Genomic DNA, 17,581 nt, shown 5'->3' with positions numbered 1-17,581 from the left:
ATGGTGACAAATCTGACGGTGATCAGCCATTCGACGGCAGCACTCGCCTATCTGCTGCTGGCGATCCTGATTGCCAGCAAATACCTCCGCCGGGACGTGGATCGCTCCATGTTCCTGGCCGCTCTGGTCACCACCCTCTGGTCCGCCTCCCTCGTCACCCAATCGCTCTGGGCTGAACCCGGCTTCTTCATGCGCTACCTGCTGGAGTTGCTGCGTGATGCCAGTTGGATCGCCGTGCTACTGGCGCTACTCCGGGACGCCTCCCGCACTGGCCAGTTCATGGGCAAGATTCGCAACGCGCTCAGCGCAGCGACCATTACCCTCGTTGTACTCCTGATCACCTTCGGGATTATGGAATACGCGTTCGGCATTGCCATCGTTGATGGAAAAACCAAGGTGGTTGGCCAGATTGCGCTGTCGTTACTCGGCCTGTCACTGGTCGAGCAGATCTGGAGAAACTGCGGGTCGATGGGGCGCTCCAGCCTCAAGTATATCTGTATCGCCATCAGCACGATGATGGCCTTCGACTTTTTCATGTATTCAGACGCCCTGCTGTTTGGCCAGATTGCTGATTCTTTCTGGGATGCCCGCGGATTTGTTATCGCACTGATCGTCCCCCTGCTTGCGGTGAATGTCGTCAACACCCGCAAGCAGCCCATCGAGTTCCAGCTGTCGCGCACGGCGGTCTATCACGTTGGCGCCCTCAGCTTCGCCGGTCTTTATCTGATCTGCCTCGCCATTGGTGGATACTACGTCAAGGTCATGGGCGGGGACTGGGGTAACGCACTTCAGGTGTTGTTTGTATCTGGCTCCCTGGCCTTCTTTGTTCTGCTAGCCACGTCCCAGCGTATCCGTGCCCGGCTGATGGTGTTCATCAGCCAGAATTTCTTCGATTACAAGTACGATTACCGCGAAGAATGGCTGAAGATGACCCGCGAGCTGGCAGACCTGAGTAACAACCCACCATTGCCGGAACGGGTGATCCGCATACTCGGTGGGCTGGTAGAAAGTAATTCTGGCGTGCTCTGGCTAAGGGATGAGGACGGTAACTTCGCCCTCCAGGCAACCGCCAACATGGCCGCCCCCAAATACACCACCATTGACGGTCAGTCAGAACTGGCACGCTTTCTCCAGGAGCGGGAATGGATCATCAATCTGGAGGAATACCGCCAGGACCCTGTACGGTACAACCTTCTGGAAATTCCTGATGCTATCACCCGATTCAGCGACGGCTGGCTGGTTATCCCTATGTACCTTGGCAATAATCTTTATGGCATGACCCTGATAGGAAGCCCTTACGCCAGAGTTGAACTCAACTGGGAAAACTTCGACCTGATCAAGGTAGTTGCGCGTCAGACCTGTAACCTTCTGGCCCAGGCTGATGCCCAGAACCGCCTTTCCCGGGCCATGCAGTTCGAGGCGGTCAGCAAGGCCTCGGCGTTCATGGTCCACGATCTCAAAACACTGATTGCCCAACTCACACTGCTGGTCAACAACGCTGCCCGACACAAGTCCAACCCGGCGTTTATTGACGACATGATCCTTACCACCGAACACGCGGTCAGCAAGATGTCACTACTGGTGGACCATATACGCAAACCCATGGACGAATCGGGGCCAACCGGGTGTCTCGATCTCAACCTGCTGGTGACCCAACTCTGTGAGCAGCATGGCAAAAGCGAACCCGCACCGGTGTTCGCGCCCGCTCCAACCTCCGTTTTTGTCAATGCGGACCCTGATCAGCTGAAAAGTGTGCTCGGCCACCTGATCCAGAATGCCCAGGACGCCACCCCATCCGATGGTGAAGTGTCACTGACCATCAAGACCTCAGAAGGCCAGGCCGTCCTGTTCATTCAGGACACCGGCTCAGGCATGAGCGAAGAGTTCATCAAGTTTCAGCTGTTCAAACCGTTTGAAAGCACCAAGGGCCTGACCGGTATGGGCATCGGTGCATACCAGGCGCGGGAATACGTTCGCAAGATTGGCGGCAATATCGACGTAACCAGTGAACCGGGCATCGGCTCCTGCTTCTCCGTCCGCCTTCCCATTGCCGCTGAAGGGGAAACTTGCGAGCAACGCGAAGATTCTGACGCCAAACCACCAGCAAGATACGCCGAATGATTGGCGCTTTTTAAAAAACACCGGGGGATGATTGCATTAACCAAGTGTTCAGTTAAGAATCGTTGAAGATAAAACATCACTCTACAAAAAGGACTTGTGGCAGTTGTGAGCAAACGACTTCTGATCGTTGAGGACGACCCGGGATTACAAAGCCAGATGCGCTGGTGCTTCAGTGAAGACCTTGAAGTCGCCGTCGCAGGCACCCGGGAAACAGCATTGGCGGCCCTGCGCCGTCTCGAACCCGATGTGGTCACGCTGGATTTGGGGTTACCCCCCGACCCCGGCGGAGCTTCGGAAGGGTTTGCACTGCTTGAAGATATCCTCCGCCTATCCCCCCAAACCAAAGTCATCGTTGTAACCGGTCGTGAAGACAAGGAAAACGCGGTGAAAGCCATCGGCATGGGTGCCTGCGATTTTTACCAGAAACCGCTGGACGCTGACATCCTCACCTTTGTGGTCAACCGGGCCTTGCGGCTGAGCGAACTGGAGCGCGAAAACCGTGAACTCCAGTCTACCCAGAACGGTACCACCATCAAGGGTATTGTTGCCGCCAGCCCACAGATGGTGTCTATCTGCCGCACCCTCGAGAAAGTTGCGCCCACCGACGTCACCACCCTCATCAGTGGCGAGACAGGGACCGGCAAGGAACTTCTCGCCCGGGCACTGCATGACCTGAGTCACCGTTCCGGAAAACCGTTCGCCGCCATCAACTGTGCGGCCATCCCTGAAAACCTGCTTGAAAGCGAGCTCTTTGGCTACGAAAAAGGTGCCTTTACCGGCGCCACCCAGAGCAAGAAAGGCAAAATTGAAAGCGCCAACGGCGGCACCCTGTTCCTCGATGAGATTGGCGACATGCCGATGCCACTGCAGGCTAAGCTGCTGCGCTTCCTCCAGGAGAGGGTCATTGACCGGGTTGGCAGCGTAACCCCGATCCCGGTTGATGTGCGGGTCGTCTGCGCCACCCACCGGGAAGTCCGCCAACTCATCGACAGCGGCGATTTCCGTGAAGACCTGTACTACCGGATCAGTGAAATCACCCTCGACGTCCCGGCCTTGCGGGAGCGGGATGGTGACGCACTGGTGATTGCCAAATCGCTGCTCAAATCCTTGGGCAAACAAATGGATCGGCCCAATCTTTCGTTCTCCGAGGACGCCGTGCGGGCGATCAGCAGCTATGCCTGGCCGGGCAACGTCCGGGAAATGATCAACAAAGTGAAGCGTGCCACCATCATGGCCGACGGTAAGCGGGTCACCGCCGCTGATCTTGAACTGGAATCCGATGTCAGCCCGATGGATACCCAGTTAAACCTTCGTCAGGTCCGCGAAACCGCCGAACGCCAGGCCATCACCCAGGCCTTGCAAAGCAGCAATTTCAATATGGCTCAGGCCGCCCGGCTGCTCGGTGTCACCCGCCCTACCCTTTATAACCTGACGGATAAATACAAGATCGAATCGTCTGCAGAGGCTGCCAGCACCAGACACTAGTCAGTAGGCAGTACAAGGATATAACGTAATGAAAATAAGGATCGGATCCATGAAGTTGTCCCCGCTGTTCCGTGCCACCCTGCTTTCCGCCGCCATTTCTACCGCTCTGATTGGCTGTACCGAGGACAACGGCGGCATGAGCCAGGAAGATATTCAATACATCAGCCACCTCGACCAGTCGCGATTCTTTCAGCGTCAGGGTGAACTCAAGGCGAGTACCCTGGAGGCACGCAGTGCTATTGAACTCCAGCCCCAGAACGCCGATCCCTACTTCGTAATCATCACCAACCTTGTGACCGCGGGCGATGCGGTTAATGCCGAACGGCAACTCGACACACTCCTTGACGAGCTCCCCGAACAATCGCTGTCACCGGACATCCTTAACCGGGCAGCACTGATCCGCGCCGAGACACAAACCATGCAGGCGCAGTTTGACCAGGCCCTGGCCACGCTGGACAGTCTCAACAATCCCGACCGTGCCCAAGAGCTGCAAGCCGCCCTCCTCCGTGGCAAGGTCTACCTTGCCAGCGCCGAACTCGGCAAATCTGAAGAGGCTTACACCCAGGCGAAGGAACTCGATGGCAGCTCGGTCCTGCCGCTGATCGGTTTGTCACGCGTCGCCTTTGCAAGGAATGATAAGCAGCAGGTTCAGTCGCTCATTGAGCAGGCCAACGCGATTGATCCCCAGGACCCGGAACTCTGGCTATGGAAAGCGCAGTTTGCCCAGTCACAAGGCGAATGGGAAACCTCCGAGAATGCCTACATTAAGGCGCTCGAGGATATAGGTCAGTTTGATGTCATGACCTATCGCAAGTACGAAACAATTTCAGCCCTGATCCGAGTACTGCGAGAGCAGGGAAAGGTGGCGGAAGCCTTCGTCTATGAAGAGATTCTCGCCAAGTCAGCGCCCGGCACCATCAAAAGCAATATGGCCGCGGCTCGTGAAGCCTTTACCAATGGTGATCTGGAATCAGCGGGCCGATATCTCGAAGAGATCCTCGCCCAATCCCCCAGCCACGAACAGAGTGCCATGCTCCTTGGCATGATCCGGTTCCGTCAAGGCCGGGCCGAAGAAGCGGAGGCACTGCTTGCTCCGATTGCCGAGCAAGGAGACTCAACAGAAGTCAGCAAGTTGCTGGCGGCTACACGACTCGAAATGCGGGACGCTGAAGGTGCCCGGGAACTGCTCGAGAACCTGGAGGGATCTCAGTCTGACCCTGACATCCTCGCTCTTGTTGGAATAGCCTCCCTCGCCAGTGGTGATATAAGCACTGGCGAGGGCTTTATTGAAAAGTCGCTGGAGCTCAATCCGGACAACGATTCTCTTCGCCTTCGTTATGCGACCTACCTGGCCCAGAAGGGCGACCCCAGCAAAGCTCTCCGGCTGGCGCGGGAAACCATGGAGCGCAACCCTGATCTCGATCAGGCTCGATTGCTGATCATCAAGATCTACATGGACACCGGCGATCGTGATTCTGCGACGGAGTCTGCCAATGCCTGGGTCAAGGAACAACCAGACAATGTCTCTGCACTGTTAACCCGAGGCCAGCTGGCAGGCGCAGCCGGAGACTCGGAGGAGGCCCGTAACTACTTTAATCAGGCCCGCGAAACCGCGCCTCAGGACCCCTCTCCGCTGATCGCACTTGGCAACCTTGCCGGCAGCCAGAATGATGAGGAAGCTCAAAAACGCTTCTTCCGCGAAGCGACGATTATGGCTCCGGACAACCGCCAGGCACTGCAAGGAGTCACCAGCGCCCTCTCCCGTGAGGAGACCATTGCGTTGATGCAGCAAATTATGGAGTCGCAACCACAAGCTGTCGGCCCCCGCCTGGTGTTGCTTGAAGCGGCCTTGATGGATGGGAACGATGCCGAAGCCGATGACTACACCGCCAATCTGCTGGAGCAGACCGATGCAAACCACCCCTCGCAACAGGCCCCCATGGTTGCCGCTATCTATAACGGCGTGGCAACACGGTTAGCACGTGGCGAGCAGTTCGACCTGGCGGGTAAGGTACTTAACCGCGGGCGTATTCTGTTCCCCGACAACCAGGACATTGCCCTGCAATCTGTCTTGCTGGCCTACAGTCAGGGCGACGAAGATCAAGCCCAGGACATTCTCCAGGACGTCAAACGCCTGCACCCGGAATCGCCCCGCCCCTTCCTGACCGAAGCCAATTATCGCGCGAGCCAGGGCGACCATAAGGCCGCTGCTGAACTATACCGACTGGCCCTTGATAAGAAGGATGACGTTCAGACGGCGATCGCTTATTCCCGCTCTCTGCAGAGGGCACAAATGACAGATCAGGCCATTGCCACCCTTGAGGAAGCCACCAACCGGCACCCTGACAATGAAACCATCATGTTGTCTCTGGCGATGCTGTACCAGGAAACCGGCAAGAATGATCGGGCAAATCAAGCGTATGAGAAAGTTCTGCAGCTCTCCCCGGATAACATACTGGCGCTGAACAATCTGGCCTGGATGTACCATGAAAATGGTGATTCCAGAGCCATCGACCTGGCTGAACGGGCGTTTCGCCTTAACCCGCAGTCGGGAGCCGTGGCCGATACCTATGGCTGGATTCTTTTCAGCTCCGGGCGCCATGACGAAAGCCTGCCCGTCCTTGAGAAGGCTTACGAATTAGCGCCCGAGGTCGATGAGATCGCGCTGCACCTCGCAGAAGCCTACAAAGCGACCGGGCAGGAAGATAAGGCCCGCCAGCTGCTCAGCAATATGTAAACCTAAAACCGTCACACTCTCAGAAAAGCCCTGTTTTTCACCCGGAAGGCAGGGCTTTTTCTGTTTCAGATTTATCCGCTATAACACTGCCACTTAAATATCTAAACGGTCCTAACAACCACTGGCAGAGGTTACTTAACGACACAATACTTAACAGACTGACTTATGCATGGAAAGTGGGTGGCTTATGTCTGTTGTAAAAGCACTATGGCTTGGAAGCACAGTAATACTGATCGCTGGTTGTCAAAGCTGGCAATATCGCGATATTGAGGACCTCCCTCCTACGGCGGCACTGCCGGATGCAAGCGAGCCCGGCGTAGTCGAAGTGCGTTACTTCGATAACCTACCAGGAACCGATCTGGCTACGCTAACGGACTCTCCACAGTACCCGGATAATCCTGATGAAGTCGCAACCATCACCTCATTGCAAATACCGGGGTATCGGGCGGAAGACTACGGGACTTATGTCCGGGGCTTCATTCAACCCCCTCAAAGTGGTGATTACCGGTTTCTTGTCAGCGGCAATGACAAGGTTGATTTTTGGCTAAGTACCGATGATTCAGCCACGAATGCAAAGGTTATCGCGAGCGTACCTTCCTACACCAACCAAAGTGACTTCACCAAATACACATCGCAAACCTCCCCCTATGTGACTCTGGACGCCTCGAAGCGATACTACTTCCAGGTACATCACAAGGAAGGCAGTGGGAGCGATCACTTCACCGTGACCTGGGAAGGCCCGGGGATGTCACAGCAAGTGGTCGATTCTGCCTATATTTTCAGCTGGGCAGAGCCCAGCATGGATCTTGGCGATGGACAGAGCAGCCAGGAAGCTTACAACCTTGGCTACCGCGTTGGCTTCGTCGATGGCACAGAAGGTCTGGTGTTCAACCCGGGCTTTCCACCAGCCGATCAGGACCAGGACGGCCTGTACGATAACTGGGAAATTGTGAATGGCCTGAACCCCAATGATCCCAACGATGCCAACAGCGATCCGGACGGTGATTTTCTGGTGGCCGCGGATGAGTTCCTGATCGGCACCAGTGAGAACAAGGCCGATACCGACGGGGATGGTATACCCGATGGCGCCGAGTTCGCGTATCAACTCGACCCTCTCTCAGCGAGTGACGCGAACGGAGACATCGACAACGACGGTTACAGCAATCTTGAGGAGTATTTGGCAGGCACCGCACTGGATAATCCTGAAAGTATGCCAGCCGCACCTGAGCCGGAACCTGAGCCCATCCCCGAACCAACGCCGACGATGATCAGTGGGTTCACGGGTCAATATTTTATTGGAACAGATTTCGATACCTTCGTACTCGCCAGAAATGACAAAGTCATTGATTTCGACTGGGGACGGGGGCAGCCCATGCCCGAACTTCCTGACAATAAGTTCAGTGTTCGCTGGACCGGGGAATTCAGCGCTCCTCACACCAGTGGTAACCGGGACTATCAATTCCTCACCACCACCAATGATGGTGTCCGGCTATATCTCAATGGGCAGACCGTAATCGATGACTGGCGGGGCTCCCCAACCCGGGATAACAGCTACACACTGACACTCGGAGCTGGTGAGCAGGTTCGCATTACGATGGAGAACTACGAGGGAACAGGGAGTGCGTTCGCTCGCCTGACAATCATTGACACCAGTTCCGGTTCCGCTGTCTCACCGGATGGCAGCGTTGCAACCCACGACCTCTCATCCACCAGTACTCAGGATTCTGACAGCGATGGCATTCCGGATGTGTGGGAGCTGGGTTATGGCCTGAACGCCTATATCAGTGATGCCACGGCCGTTAACAACAGCAGCGGGATCACCAACCTGGAGGCTTATGAATCCAGCCTGCACCCATTCACCCTGGAAACAGTTGCCAGTGGCGGAGGTGGCTCCGAACCTGACCCGGTCGCGCCTCCACCTCCCGAGCCCGCAGCCGGTGAAGTCACTCTGTCCTGGACCGCTCCTGGCACACGGGTGGACGGCTCATCGATTTCACTCAGTGAAATCGACTACTACCAGATCAATTATGGCGAGAGTGCCGGGAACCTGAATCAGGAGTGGCCACCGGTCAGCGGTGAGAATAGCTCAGCAACCATCACCGGTCTTTCAGCAGGTACCTGGTACTTTACAGTCACGGTCGTCGATAATGCGGGGCTGAAGAGCGCTCCCTCCGATATGGTCAGCGCAACCGTGCAGTAATGAGACCTCAAGCCTCAATTGTAAAGGCGGTCCAGGTAATCCTGGGCCGCTTCTTTTAAAGCCGGCGACATAGCCTTTAAGCGGTTTTCGCCATCGCAATCAGTGCAGGCAAGGCCTATCACCAGTAATGATGCATCGGTCCGAGAATTGAAAATTCCGGGGAGTTGCGCCAGCTTGGCCTGAAGATCATTGGTTTCCCAGCGCCCTTCTACGTAATACCCATAAGCAATGTATATCCTCTGGTCCGTGCCAAGCCCTTTGAGAGTCAAGCCTGACAGCTCACCGGAAGCACCTACCGGGACCGTAAAGGTTACGTTGGGCAGGAACCTTTCCGGATCATACACATGGTTATGGTACTGAACGATTTCCCGCTGAGGACGCTGATAGTCGTAGCTGTACAGTCCAAGAAAAACCTGCGAGCCGCTCCCGGAGTCCCGAGTTGCAGGCGCTGGTGCAAAGAAGCTTTTACTGAATGTTCGGTCTGGCCATTCGATCATGGGGCGCCAGCCAAGCAAGCGGTCCTCAAAGAGCGGTAACCACTGACGCAGTTCGTCTGAAAACGGATCCTCATGGGGGACTGAGGCCCTGGTCGCATGCCCGCTTTCACCCTGTACCGTCCACCAGGACAGCGCCACGAACAGCAGTCCGCCCAGGATCAGAGCTGCAACGCCGCTGGATGGCTTGCCTACCCGCGGCCTCAGGGCTTGCTCAGCGGTATCGTCTGGCTGGGCACCGTCGTCCTTTCGTTCAAGCCAACGGGCAAAGAAAAACAGAGGCACCAGCGTGCCTGCAAAGACCCACCAGCCAAAAAAGTCATGCTCTTGGATCAGGGACGACGTCATATCGGATTTGTAACCTACATAGATGATTACAAAAACCCGAATCCAATTGGCGACCAGAGCCAACATGATCCCGGCGCCAAAGAGCCATACCCAGTCATGGAGACGACGAAGGTTGAGCTCGCAATAAAGTACCGTCAGAGTCATGCCAACCAGCAAATACCGAAGTCCGGAGCAACCGTGAGCTATTTCAAAAGCCCCCACACCGGGGAAATAAACAATGACACCTTCAACGATAAATTCGATATCCAGCCAGGACAGGATGAACTGGTTGACTGCAACCGTAATCAGTTGGAGATACCAGGACAGGTAGTCCCACACGGGAATCGTAAACAGCAAGATGCCAATGGTCAGAAAAAACGTCTGAGTCTGTCGCCAGCCCCACAAGACCATCAACCCGCTTATCACAATGGGCAACAATGCAACCTGCTGAAATGCCTCAATTAGGAGGATGCCCCCCACCAGATACAGTGCAACGGACAGCGCCAGAGGAAGTAGCCAGAATGGATAGAAACCCGTCACCGGCCGGGTAGCCTGCCACTTGCGAATCGAAAGAAACAGACTGACAGCCAGAACCATAAAGCCGTGGGAATAAGACTCGTCAAACTTTAACCAGCGGGTACCCAAGCCGTAGAGGGTAGGCCAGGTTCCGAGTAGAAATATGGCTAAAAATGCAAAAGGAGATAACCGGTCAATTCGAGATATTTCAGAACTACGATCCATGTACACCGCTCTCTACTTCCGTTAACGAATTTCGTGCCGCCCACGGGCAGGGCGTCACCCCGACAGGCGCTCAAGTCCAATCCCGCCCGGTCATCCAGACGTCAAACGGTCCTTCAGGCGGTACAATGCTTTTAAAAGCGGACTCCTGACCAGCATGATCGACTGAAGCCCGACACTGAGAGTGGCCAGCCTGACTTTATAGTTGTCGTTCTTTCCTGTACCCGCCAGCATATCAAACCCATATACCCCCGGGTTACGAAATGCAGATTCAATACTGTACCCCAAGTGCAAGGTCCCCAACGCAATTTTTCGGTGGAAATCCTCGATATAGCCTGACTGAAGGTTATAGACGTTTCCTTTATAGCAAACATTGTAGAGCACAGAAATAACCTGCCCATTGCAGGTTAATAACGAAAGGTCCGGCGCTCCTCCCTCTTCACCAACCTGGCGGAGAAACTGCTTGTGGAACCGGAGACTGTGTCCATTAAAACAATCCCCTCCCCAGCGTTGGCGATGGAAACGGTTCAATAACTCAAAAAATTCATCAACCCGATTGGGCCACGCATTCTGAAGCTCTATCGAGCCACCGTCTGCCAGCAGCTTGCGTCTGTTAAACAACTTAAGGCGGGTGTTTCGCCCCAGGTTCGCCAGATAATCCTCAAACCTCCCCCGGGTATCGATGGCATAGGCCCGGTCTGTTGAGACAGAGCGAACCAACCAACCCCGTCCAGCCGCCAGCTTTTCCATGACCTGTAGATCGGGCGCATCCTCACGGACATCTCGAAACACCGCTTCGCCCCACGCCTCGACATCCAACATCTCAGAAATCGCCAACTCACGCTCTTGATGGGAACACGGATCCGGGCATAAGGTGTTGTATTCCGCTCGCGGCGTTGATAATCGCCGGTAATTGGTCCCGACAAACTGAAAACAGCGAACGGGAAGACAGCGGAAAAGGCGGTAGCAGTCGAGATACACCCCCGATGATCCCGCTTTCCCTTCACTGATTCGCTGGAAACCAGGGGTATTCCCCCATACGTTCCACCAGGCGTCTTGCCACGCTTTAGATTGGAAAAGACTCACGATAAAGGCACTTCCCTTTTAGCCTTGCACACCGTCGAAAAAACTTACACACCTGTAATGATAGTGCAATAATTGATCAGCATAATGGACTGTATTTAGGCGCGAAATACAGCACTGGCACCAAAGCTGCCTCCATTACCGATTGGGATCGATTCTATTCGGCGGGAGGTGTTAATCCAATGCGCTCCATTCAGCAGAAGAATAAAACAGGATTTCAGCAGCTCGGCAGTTTCCACCTGATCACCGTACATCGACTGGTAAAAACACTACTTGTCACCTGCCTGCTCCTACTGTCAGGACTGGCCCTTGCCGCCCCCAGTCTGCTGGTCAGCGGTTCTCCGAACCGAAGTGCTCCATCAGCACTTTCAGGGTCAGAACTTACCGGAAATGCCTACATATTCATTGGCTCACCCACCAATGTACAGCGAGTTCGATTCTATCTGGACAATCCGCCACCAGCGACCGCCCGACAAACCGAGAACCTCGGTCCCTATGATTTCAGCGGAACAGCCCCCGACGATACGGCCTACCCCTTCAATACCGGGTCTGTCAGTGACGGACAACACACCGTGTATGCTGAGATCACCTATATCGATACGACGACCCAGTTGCTCTCAGCCGCCTTTACAATCAATAACGCTATACCGGCACTTTCGTTTTCCCCTTCGTCGCTCTCCTTCACGACCTCTGAAAGCGACCCTGCATCTCAAAACAAGACAGTCACTCTGCAGGCTAGTGAGAACACCGCTTCGACTATATTTCTGTCGGATGACGCCAACTGGTTGTCGGTATCGCCTACCTCAGGGTCGGTGCCGCTGGATGTAACCGTGACCGTCAACCCTGCCGGGCTGGCTCCCGGCAATTATACCGGCACCGTAGAAGCGACCGGAGACGGTGTTTCCAGTGCAAGCCTGTCAGTATCCCTAACGGTAGTTGCCGATCAGCCCAGCGACTTCGCCCTGATGGTCAGCACCAACCCCGACCGGAGCGCGGCAACGACGTTACAGGGCTCAACGGTTGCGGGCCAGATCTATGTCTTCGTGCCGGCCCAGGCCAACATGACACGGGTTCAGTTCTACATCGACAATCCGAATAAAGCAGGCTCCCCCGACCAGACCGAAAACCTTGCTCCCTATGATATGGCTGGCACCCAGGCCAACGACACGGCTGTCCCCTATGATTCCACGCTACTCCCGGACGGTGACCATACCGTTACCGCCGTCATCGCCACCAGCGATGCCGGCACTCATGAAATTACCGACTTTTTCTCAGTAACAAACCAAGGGCCCTTGCTGACCTTCAGCCAAGGCTCTCTGTCGGGCTCCAGGCACGTCGATAATCCGGAACCCGTGGTGCAGACGGTAGACCTCACCGCAAGTGACAGTTCAAATGCCAGCTTCAGCCTGGCCTCGAACGCGGCCTGGCTCAGTGGCAGTGCGGATTCAGGCACGACCCCCGCCACTGTCACCGTGACGGCCAATCCTGCGGGTCTGCCCGCCGGAGTTTACACCGGGGCACTGAGCGCCACTGCGAATGGCTATTCCCAGGGTAACCTGACCTTTACCCTGACCATCACCGATGGTGCGCAGGGATTACTCACAACTCCCACATCAATGAACTTTGAAGGGCAACCAGATTCACCCATAGCCAGCCAGACACTCAACGTCAGCCATTCGGCCAACGAAACCCATGATTTTACCGTCAGCACAAATGCGCCGTGGCTCAACGCATCCCCCACCAGCGGCTCCACGCCCCAGGGGATAACCATCTCCGCGGACAGCTCCGGACTGACCACGGGAAACTACAGTGGTGTTATCACAATTTCATCGCCGACCAATACGGCCGTGGAAGTTCCCGTCACCATGGTGCTGTCGAGCAATGACAAATGCGCGCCGATCCCCTGTGGTGATGTCCGGGTAAGCCTGCCCTACCAATTGACGTTTACCGAGGGACAGGGCCATTACCCGGACAGGAACGGATGGGGTACCGGCTTTACCTGGATCGATAAGCCCAGCAACGGTACGGGCTATATTCCGGATAATCTGGAGATGAACTTCTTCCAGGGCGTACTCCAGCTCACCACCACTGCCGGCATCCAGTACAAGAGCGTAAACACGCAGGATAATGCCCTTGCGGTAGGCTTTGCTGCCCCCAACCAGGTGACGCACATCAGCACTGAAGTCCTTAACATTCCACCGGGTAGCGGCAATTATGAGCAGGCAGGCCTCTGGTTTGGAAACAACGAAGACAACTACGTCAAACTTGTGGTGATGTCGACACCGCAGGGACTTCGCATTCACTATCTCATGGAGCTCGGCGGCGTCACCGCAACTGAAAAGGTGATCTCAGCCGGATCCTTGTCCGGGCTGGATATTACCCTGTCCATGTCTGTAAACCCCTATGAACGGAACGTTGATCTGGCCTACAAGATCGAGGGCGGCACAACCCAACAGGCCGGAACGGTATCGCCTCCCGATGAGTTCTTCAGTTTTGATGCCGCTGGCATTGATCCGGAGATCGGCACCCGGAGTTTTACAGGCATATTGGCGACCCACAGGAACGGTTCCACCCCGCTTACCTACCTGTTTGACGAGTTCACCCTCGAAGCCGGTGGTGGCCCCCTTGCGCCGGATACAGCCGTTGAGTTTGTACGCAAGGATTACGACTTCAGCTTCCCGACCTCCATGGTTTGGGGTCCTGACAACCGTCTGTATGTGACCGAGTTGTTCGGCACCATCCATGCGCTGACGTTCGACGCCAACATGAACCTGATCAACGACCAGGTCATTGAATCCCTGGTAAACGCTGTTGGACCAAGGCTCACACTTGGTATCACCACGTCTCCTGATTCGACGCCCACCAATGTCGAACTTTGGGTCGCTCACTCCAGCCCATCCGTGGACAATGGAGAAGCAAACTCCGGCATGGTGACTCGCTTGGGCGGAAGTAATTTCGCAACGGTTGAGCACGTCATTACCGGTCTGCCACGGGCAATCGCCAACCACTCCATCAACTCGATCCATTTCGGTCCAGATAACCTGCTGTATATCGCGATTGGCGGTAACACCGGTGCCGGGGCTCCCAATCAGTCCGGATCAGAATTTGGTGAACGGGCGGAGCAACCCCTGAGTGCGGCAATACTGGTTGCCGACGTGTTTGCCCCCTTATTCGATGGAACCTGCGCCAACCCCATTGATATCTATGGTCCTGCGCCGTGCGACGTTGTCACCTATGCAACCGGCTTACGGAACAGCTATGACTTTGTGTTCCATAGCAACGGACGCATGTACGCCACTGACAATGGCCTGGGGGTCACAGGAACCTATCCACCGAAGCCCGAGCCAGTCTGTACCGGCTTTGGTAACACGGCCAGTTATAAGAACGGGGGCCACAATCCGGGACCACAACCCGATCTCCTGTTGTTGATCGAGCAAGACAAGTATTACGGTCACCCGAACCCCTACCGCGACGAGTGTGTATTCAAGGACGGCTCCTACCAGAACGTAGCGCCGCTACCGAACTGGGAGCCACCGATCTATGTCATTGGAGACCACACCTCATCCAACGCGATTATTGAATATAAGGGTGCCGAAGGCTGCGTTGGTGATTTCCTCAACGGGCAGTTGCTGGTGACCAACTATTCCATCGGCGACGATATCTTCCGGATCCAGCTCAATGCAAACGGCGATGGAGTGATTGAAGGAGAGCCACTGATCACCGGATTCAACGATCCGCTGCCATTAGCAGGCAACCCCTCCGGCGTCCTGTTTGTGGGGCAGTTTGGCGGCAGCAAGCTCACGTCTCTGCAACCAGTAAGCCTTGGCTGCTGGCAGACGCTCGCCCCCTCACCCACTAACCTCCTTGATGCCAGCGCAGCCGCAATCGGCAACAAGATGTATGTCGTCGGTGGCAAAAATGCATCTGGTCACTTGTCCACCCTGTGGATTTATGACGCCCTCAGCGACAGCTGGAGCCAGGGCGCTAACCTACCCGGTGTCGGCGTCGAAAACCCAGCGGTGGTCGCCCACAATGGCTTGCTCTATGTGTTTGGCGGTTCCACCGGGCCATTCTCAGGCGCCGTCAACAACGCTGCCGTTTACAACCCGTCAACAGGAAACTGGCAGTCACTGGCCGGCATGCCCACCGCCCGAGGCGGGGCAACGGCGCAGTCCGTCAACGGCCAGATCATTGTAGCCGGCGGCATGAATAGCAGTGGCTCATCTTTGGCAACCGTCGAAGCGTTTAACCCCAGCACCGGCCTGTGGCTGAACCTGCCGCCCATGCAGACACGCAGGGATAACCCAGGGTCTGCCGTTCTGAACGGAGAGTTCTATGTGTTCGGAGGCCGAACCCGCAATGCAGACGGAACAGCCCCGGAACCGGCACTGGCCACGGTTGAGAAGTACAACGCCAGTAACGGTAGTTGGGTAAGCCAGACCCCAATGCCAACCGGACGACGGGCTATGTCTGTTGGAACAGCGAACGGGAAAGCCCAGATCACCGGTGGTGAGCACAACCCGAGCAACGTCTCCGGCGTATTTGAACAGAACGAAGAGTATGACCCGGATACCAACAGCTGGAGAAGCCTCACCTCAGCCCCGACCCCAAGGCATGGCGCTGCAACAGCGACCATTAACGACATAGTCCACAGTGTCGGAGGCGGCGTTCAGTCCGGGACCTCATACAGCACCATTCATGAAGCGCTCAGGTTCTAGGAAGCTAACGCTTTCCAGATGATTGAAGGGCTGGCAGGGACGCCAGCCCTCTTTATAGCCAATCGTAAACCTTACCTGCCTCAGATCATTGCCTGAAAAACTACGATATACTGCCGCGGCAACCAATTGATCAAGGACAGTTCAAATGCGCGCGAAGCGTTTCCTCGCCAGTTCTTTCGCCCGGACTCTGGAAACCATCGTTTCGATCGTTGCCGGCCTCATCATGATGCCCCTGATGATCCGGCTACTCGGCGAAGATCTCTACGGAATATGGATTGTCATTGGCAGTATTATCGGCTCGCTGTACCTGTTCGATATTGGTATGGCGTCTTCCGTTACCCGATTTATCTCCTTCTCGCTCTCGCGGGATGACCGGGAACAAGCTACAAGGGTGGTTTCTACGGCCTTTGCCATCTACTCCTGCCTTGCCCTGATTGTGTTCGCTGCCAGTGTCATCATTGCCTTTTTTTCCGGCTACATCGTCGAAAACCCGGACAATACTCGCCTGGTACAGATACTTATCATCATTGTCGGTATGAATGTCGCGGTGGAATTCCCGTTCAAGAGTTATGCCGGCATAGCGGGATACCACCTTCGCCAGGACCTGATGTCATACTCACAAATCATTTTCAGGATACTCGGCGCCGCACTCACAGCCTATCTACTATACGCAGGCTACAAGCTGATTGCGGTTGCTCTAGTTCAGTTTACAGTTTCATTATTATCTAACCTCGTGTTCCGCTATATCGCCTACTACTTGGAACCAAAACTTAGAGTAAGGCTAAAAACGGTTGACCGGCCAACCTTCAAAGAGATTTTCGGATTCAGCAGTTGGAGCTTTGTGATCGACCTGACACGGCTGCTGAAAGAGCGAGGCGACGTTTGGATGGTGGCTGCCTTTACATCCCCCGCCCTGCTGACGGTCTATTACGTGGGTGTGCGTCTCGTCGAATATTCCAACCAACTTCTCTACAAGGCGTTTGGCTTCACCCTACCCCTGTATACCGAAGCCATTGCGAGAGAGGACGATCAGGAACTTGAACGGAAGGTAAAGCTCTTCCTCAGGCTCAATACGCTGGTTTCCGGTATCGTCCTGATTGGTGCGGTATTGTTTGGGCGCGACGTGATCAGAATCTGGATGGGCGATTCGTTCAGTGCAGCCGATGCCGCCATTGTGTTCATTGTACTGTTGGCTGCCAAGCTGTTGGTCTTCATAACCAACCCATTCACCAACGTACTTTTTGCCATGGCCAAGCACCGCTACCAGGCATACGTTTCTGGAGCCGAGGCCATTACATCCCTCGCACTCATTCCCGTATTCATGCAGGTACTGGATAACCCGCTACTGGCGGCCGCCCTTGCCATCGGGCTGCCTTTTACCATCACCAGAACACTCATCGTCCCATTCATTGTTCAACGGAACACCCGGTTAAGTGTTGCGCTCCTCTACAAGACCTTACTGCCCCTTGTAATTCCGATACTGGTGTTCGGTTACCTCTGCCATTTGCTACTGGCCACGGTAGCGCCTTCAGCAATGACACTCCTGGCGCTACTTGGTTTTATAGCGTTGATCGGTGTTGTCTACGGAGCGTTTGTGTTGCTCATCCTGTTGACCGGGGAAGAACGCCAGTTGTTACTCAAGGGCCTGGGAGTGCGCGGAAAAAAACAGGCCTGACTT

8 protein-coding genes are annotated in these 17,581 nt (G+C 55.3%); 6 read left to right on the top strand and 2 right to left on the bottom strand.

Annotated features, from left to right (window positions below; all coding sequences use genetic code 11):
• The 4 genes from prsK (at position 1) to BLV11_RS06075 (ending at position 8,543) form a co-directional block, all read left to right on the top strand.
• A complete protein-coding gene (prsK, locus tag BLV11_RS06090; protein ID WP_091812079.1) occupies positions 1–2,121 on the top strand; it encodes an XrtA/PEP-CTERM system histidine kinase PrsK in 2,121 nt (706 codons plus the stop codon).
• 105 nt (positions 2,122–2,226) lie between these two features.
• On the top strand, positions 2,227–3,606 hold the full coding sequence (prsR, locus tag BLV11_RS06085; protein WP_091812078.1) for a PEP-CTERM-box response regulator transcription factor: 1,380 nt from the start codon (positions 2,227–2,229) through the stop codon (positions 3,604–3,606).
• Between the two features lie 49 nt (positions 3,607–3,655).
• A complete protein-coding gene (locus BLV11_RS06080) occupies positions 3,656–6,343 on the top strand; it encodes a tetratricopeptide repeat protein (protein WP_091812077.1) in 2,688 nt (895 codons plus the stop codon).
• 187 nt (positions 6,344–6,530) lie between these two features.
• Positions 6,531–8,543, top strand: a complete 2,013-nt coding sequence (locus BLV11_RS06075; RefSeq protein ID WP_091812076.1) for a PA14 domain-containing protein — start codon at positions 6,531–6,533, stop codon at positions 8,541–8,543.
• 14 nt (positions 8,544–8,557) lie between these two features.
• Here BLV11_RS06075 and BLV11_RS06070 read toward each other — a convergent pair whose 3' ends face one another.
• Positions 8,558–10,105, bottom strand: a complete 1,548-nt coding sequence (locus BLV11_RS06070) for an exosortase/archaeosortase family protein (protein WP_091812075.1) — start codon at positions 10,103–10,105, stop codon at positions 8,558–8,560.
• Positions 10,106–10,195: 90 nt separating this feature from the next.
• The gene (locus tag BLV11_RS06065; RefSeq protein WP_091812074.1) at positions 10,196–10,939 is read right to left on the bottom strand and encodes a GNAT family N-acetyltransferase; all 744 of its coding nucleotides are present in this window, start codon (positions 10,937–10,939) and stop codon (positions 10,196–10,198) included.
• Between the two features lie 428 nt (positions 10,940–11,367).
• Here BLV11_RS06065 and BLV11_RS06060 point away from each other — a divergent pair, with 428 nt between their 5' ends.
• Positions 11,368–15,903 carry a Kelch repeat-containing protein gene (locus tag BLV11_RS06060; RefSeq protein ID WP_091812073.1) on the top strand — a complete coding sequence of 1,512 codons (4,536 nt, stop codon included), beginning with the start codon at positions 11,368–11,370 and terminating at the stop codon, positions 15,901–15,903.
• A 145-nt stretch (positions 15,904–16,048) separates the two neighbouring features.
• On the top strand, positions 16,049–17,578 hold the full coding sequence (locus BLV11_RS06055) for a lipopolysaccharide biosynthesis protein (protein WP_091812072.1): 1,530 nt from the start codon (positions 16,049–16,051) through the stop codon (positions 17,576–17,578).
• Positions 17,579–17,581: the final 3 nt, after the last annotated feature.

This window comes from Marinobacter mobilis, from assembly GCF_900106945.1.
GTDB classification, from domain to species: Bacteria; Pseudomonadota; Gammaproteobacteria; order Pseudomonadales; family Oleiphilaceae; genus Marinobacter; species Marinobacter mobilis.
This window is presented reverse-complemented; position numbering and strand designations above follow the sequence as displayed.

Coding starts and splice junctions, on each gene's coding strand:
- BLV11_RS06060 (WP_091812073.1), top strand. CDS start 11,368: ATGCGCTCCATTCAGCAGAAGAATAAAACAGGATTTCAGCAGCTCGGC.
- BLV11_RS06070 (WP_091812075.1), bottom strand. CDS start 10,105: ATGGATCGTAGTTCTGAAATATCTCGAATTGACCGGTTATCTCCTTTT.
- BLV11_RS06080 (WP_091812077.1), top strand. CDS start 3,656: ATGAAGTTGTCCCCGCTGTTCCGTGCCACCCTGCTTTCCGCCGCCATT.
- prsK (WP_091812079.1), top strand. CDS start 1: ATGGTGACAAATCTGACGGTGATCAGCCATTCGACGGCAGCACTCGCC.
- BLV11_RS06055 (WP_091812072.1), top strand. CDS start 16,049: ATGCGCGCGAAGCGTTTCCTCGCCAGTTCTTTCGCCCGGACTCTGGAA.
- BLV11_RS06075 (WP_091812076.1), top strand. CDS start 6,531: ATGTCTGTTGTAAAAGCACTATGGCTTGGAAGCACAGTAATACTGATC.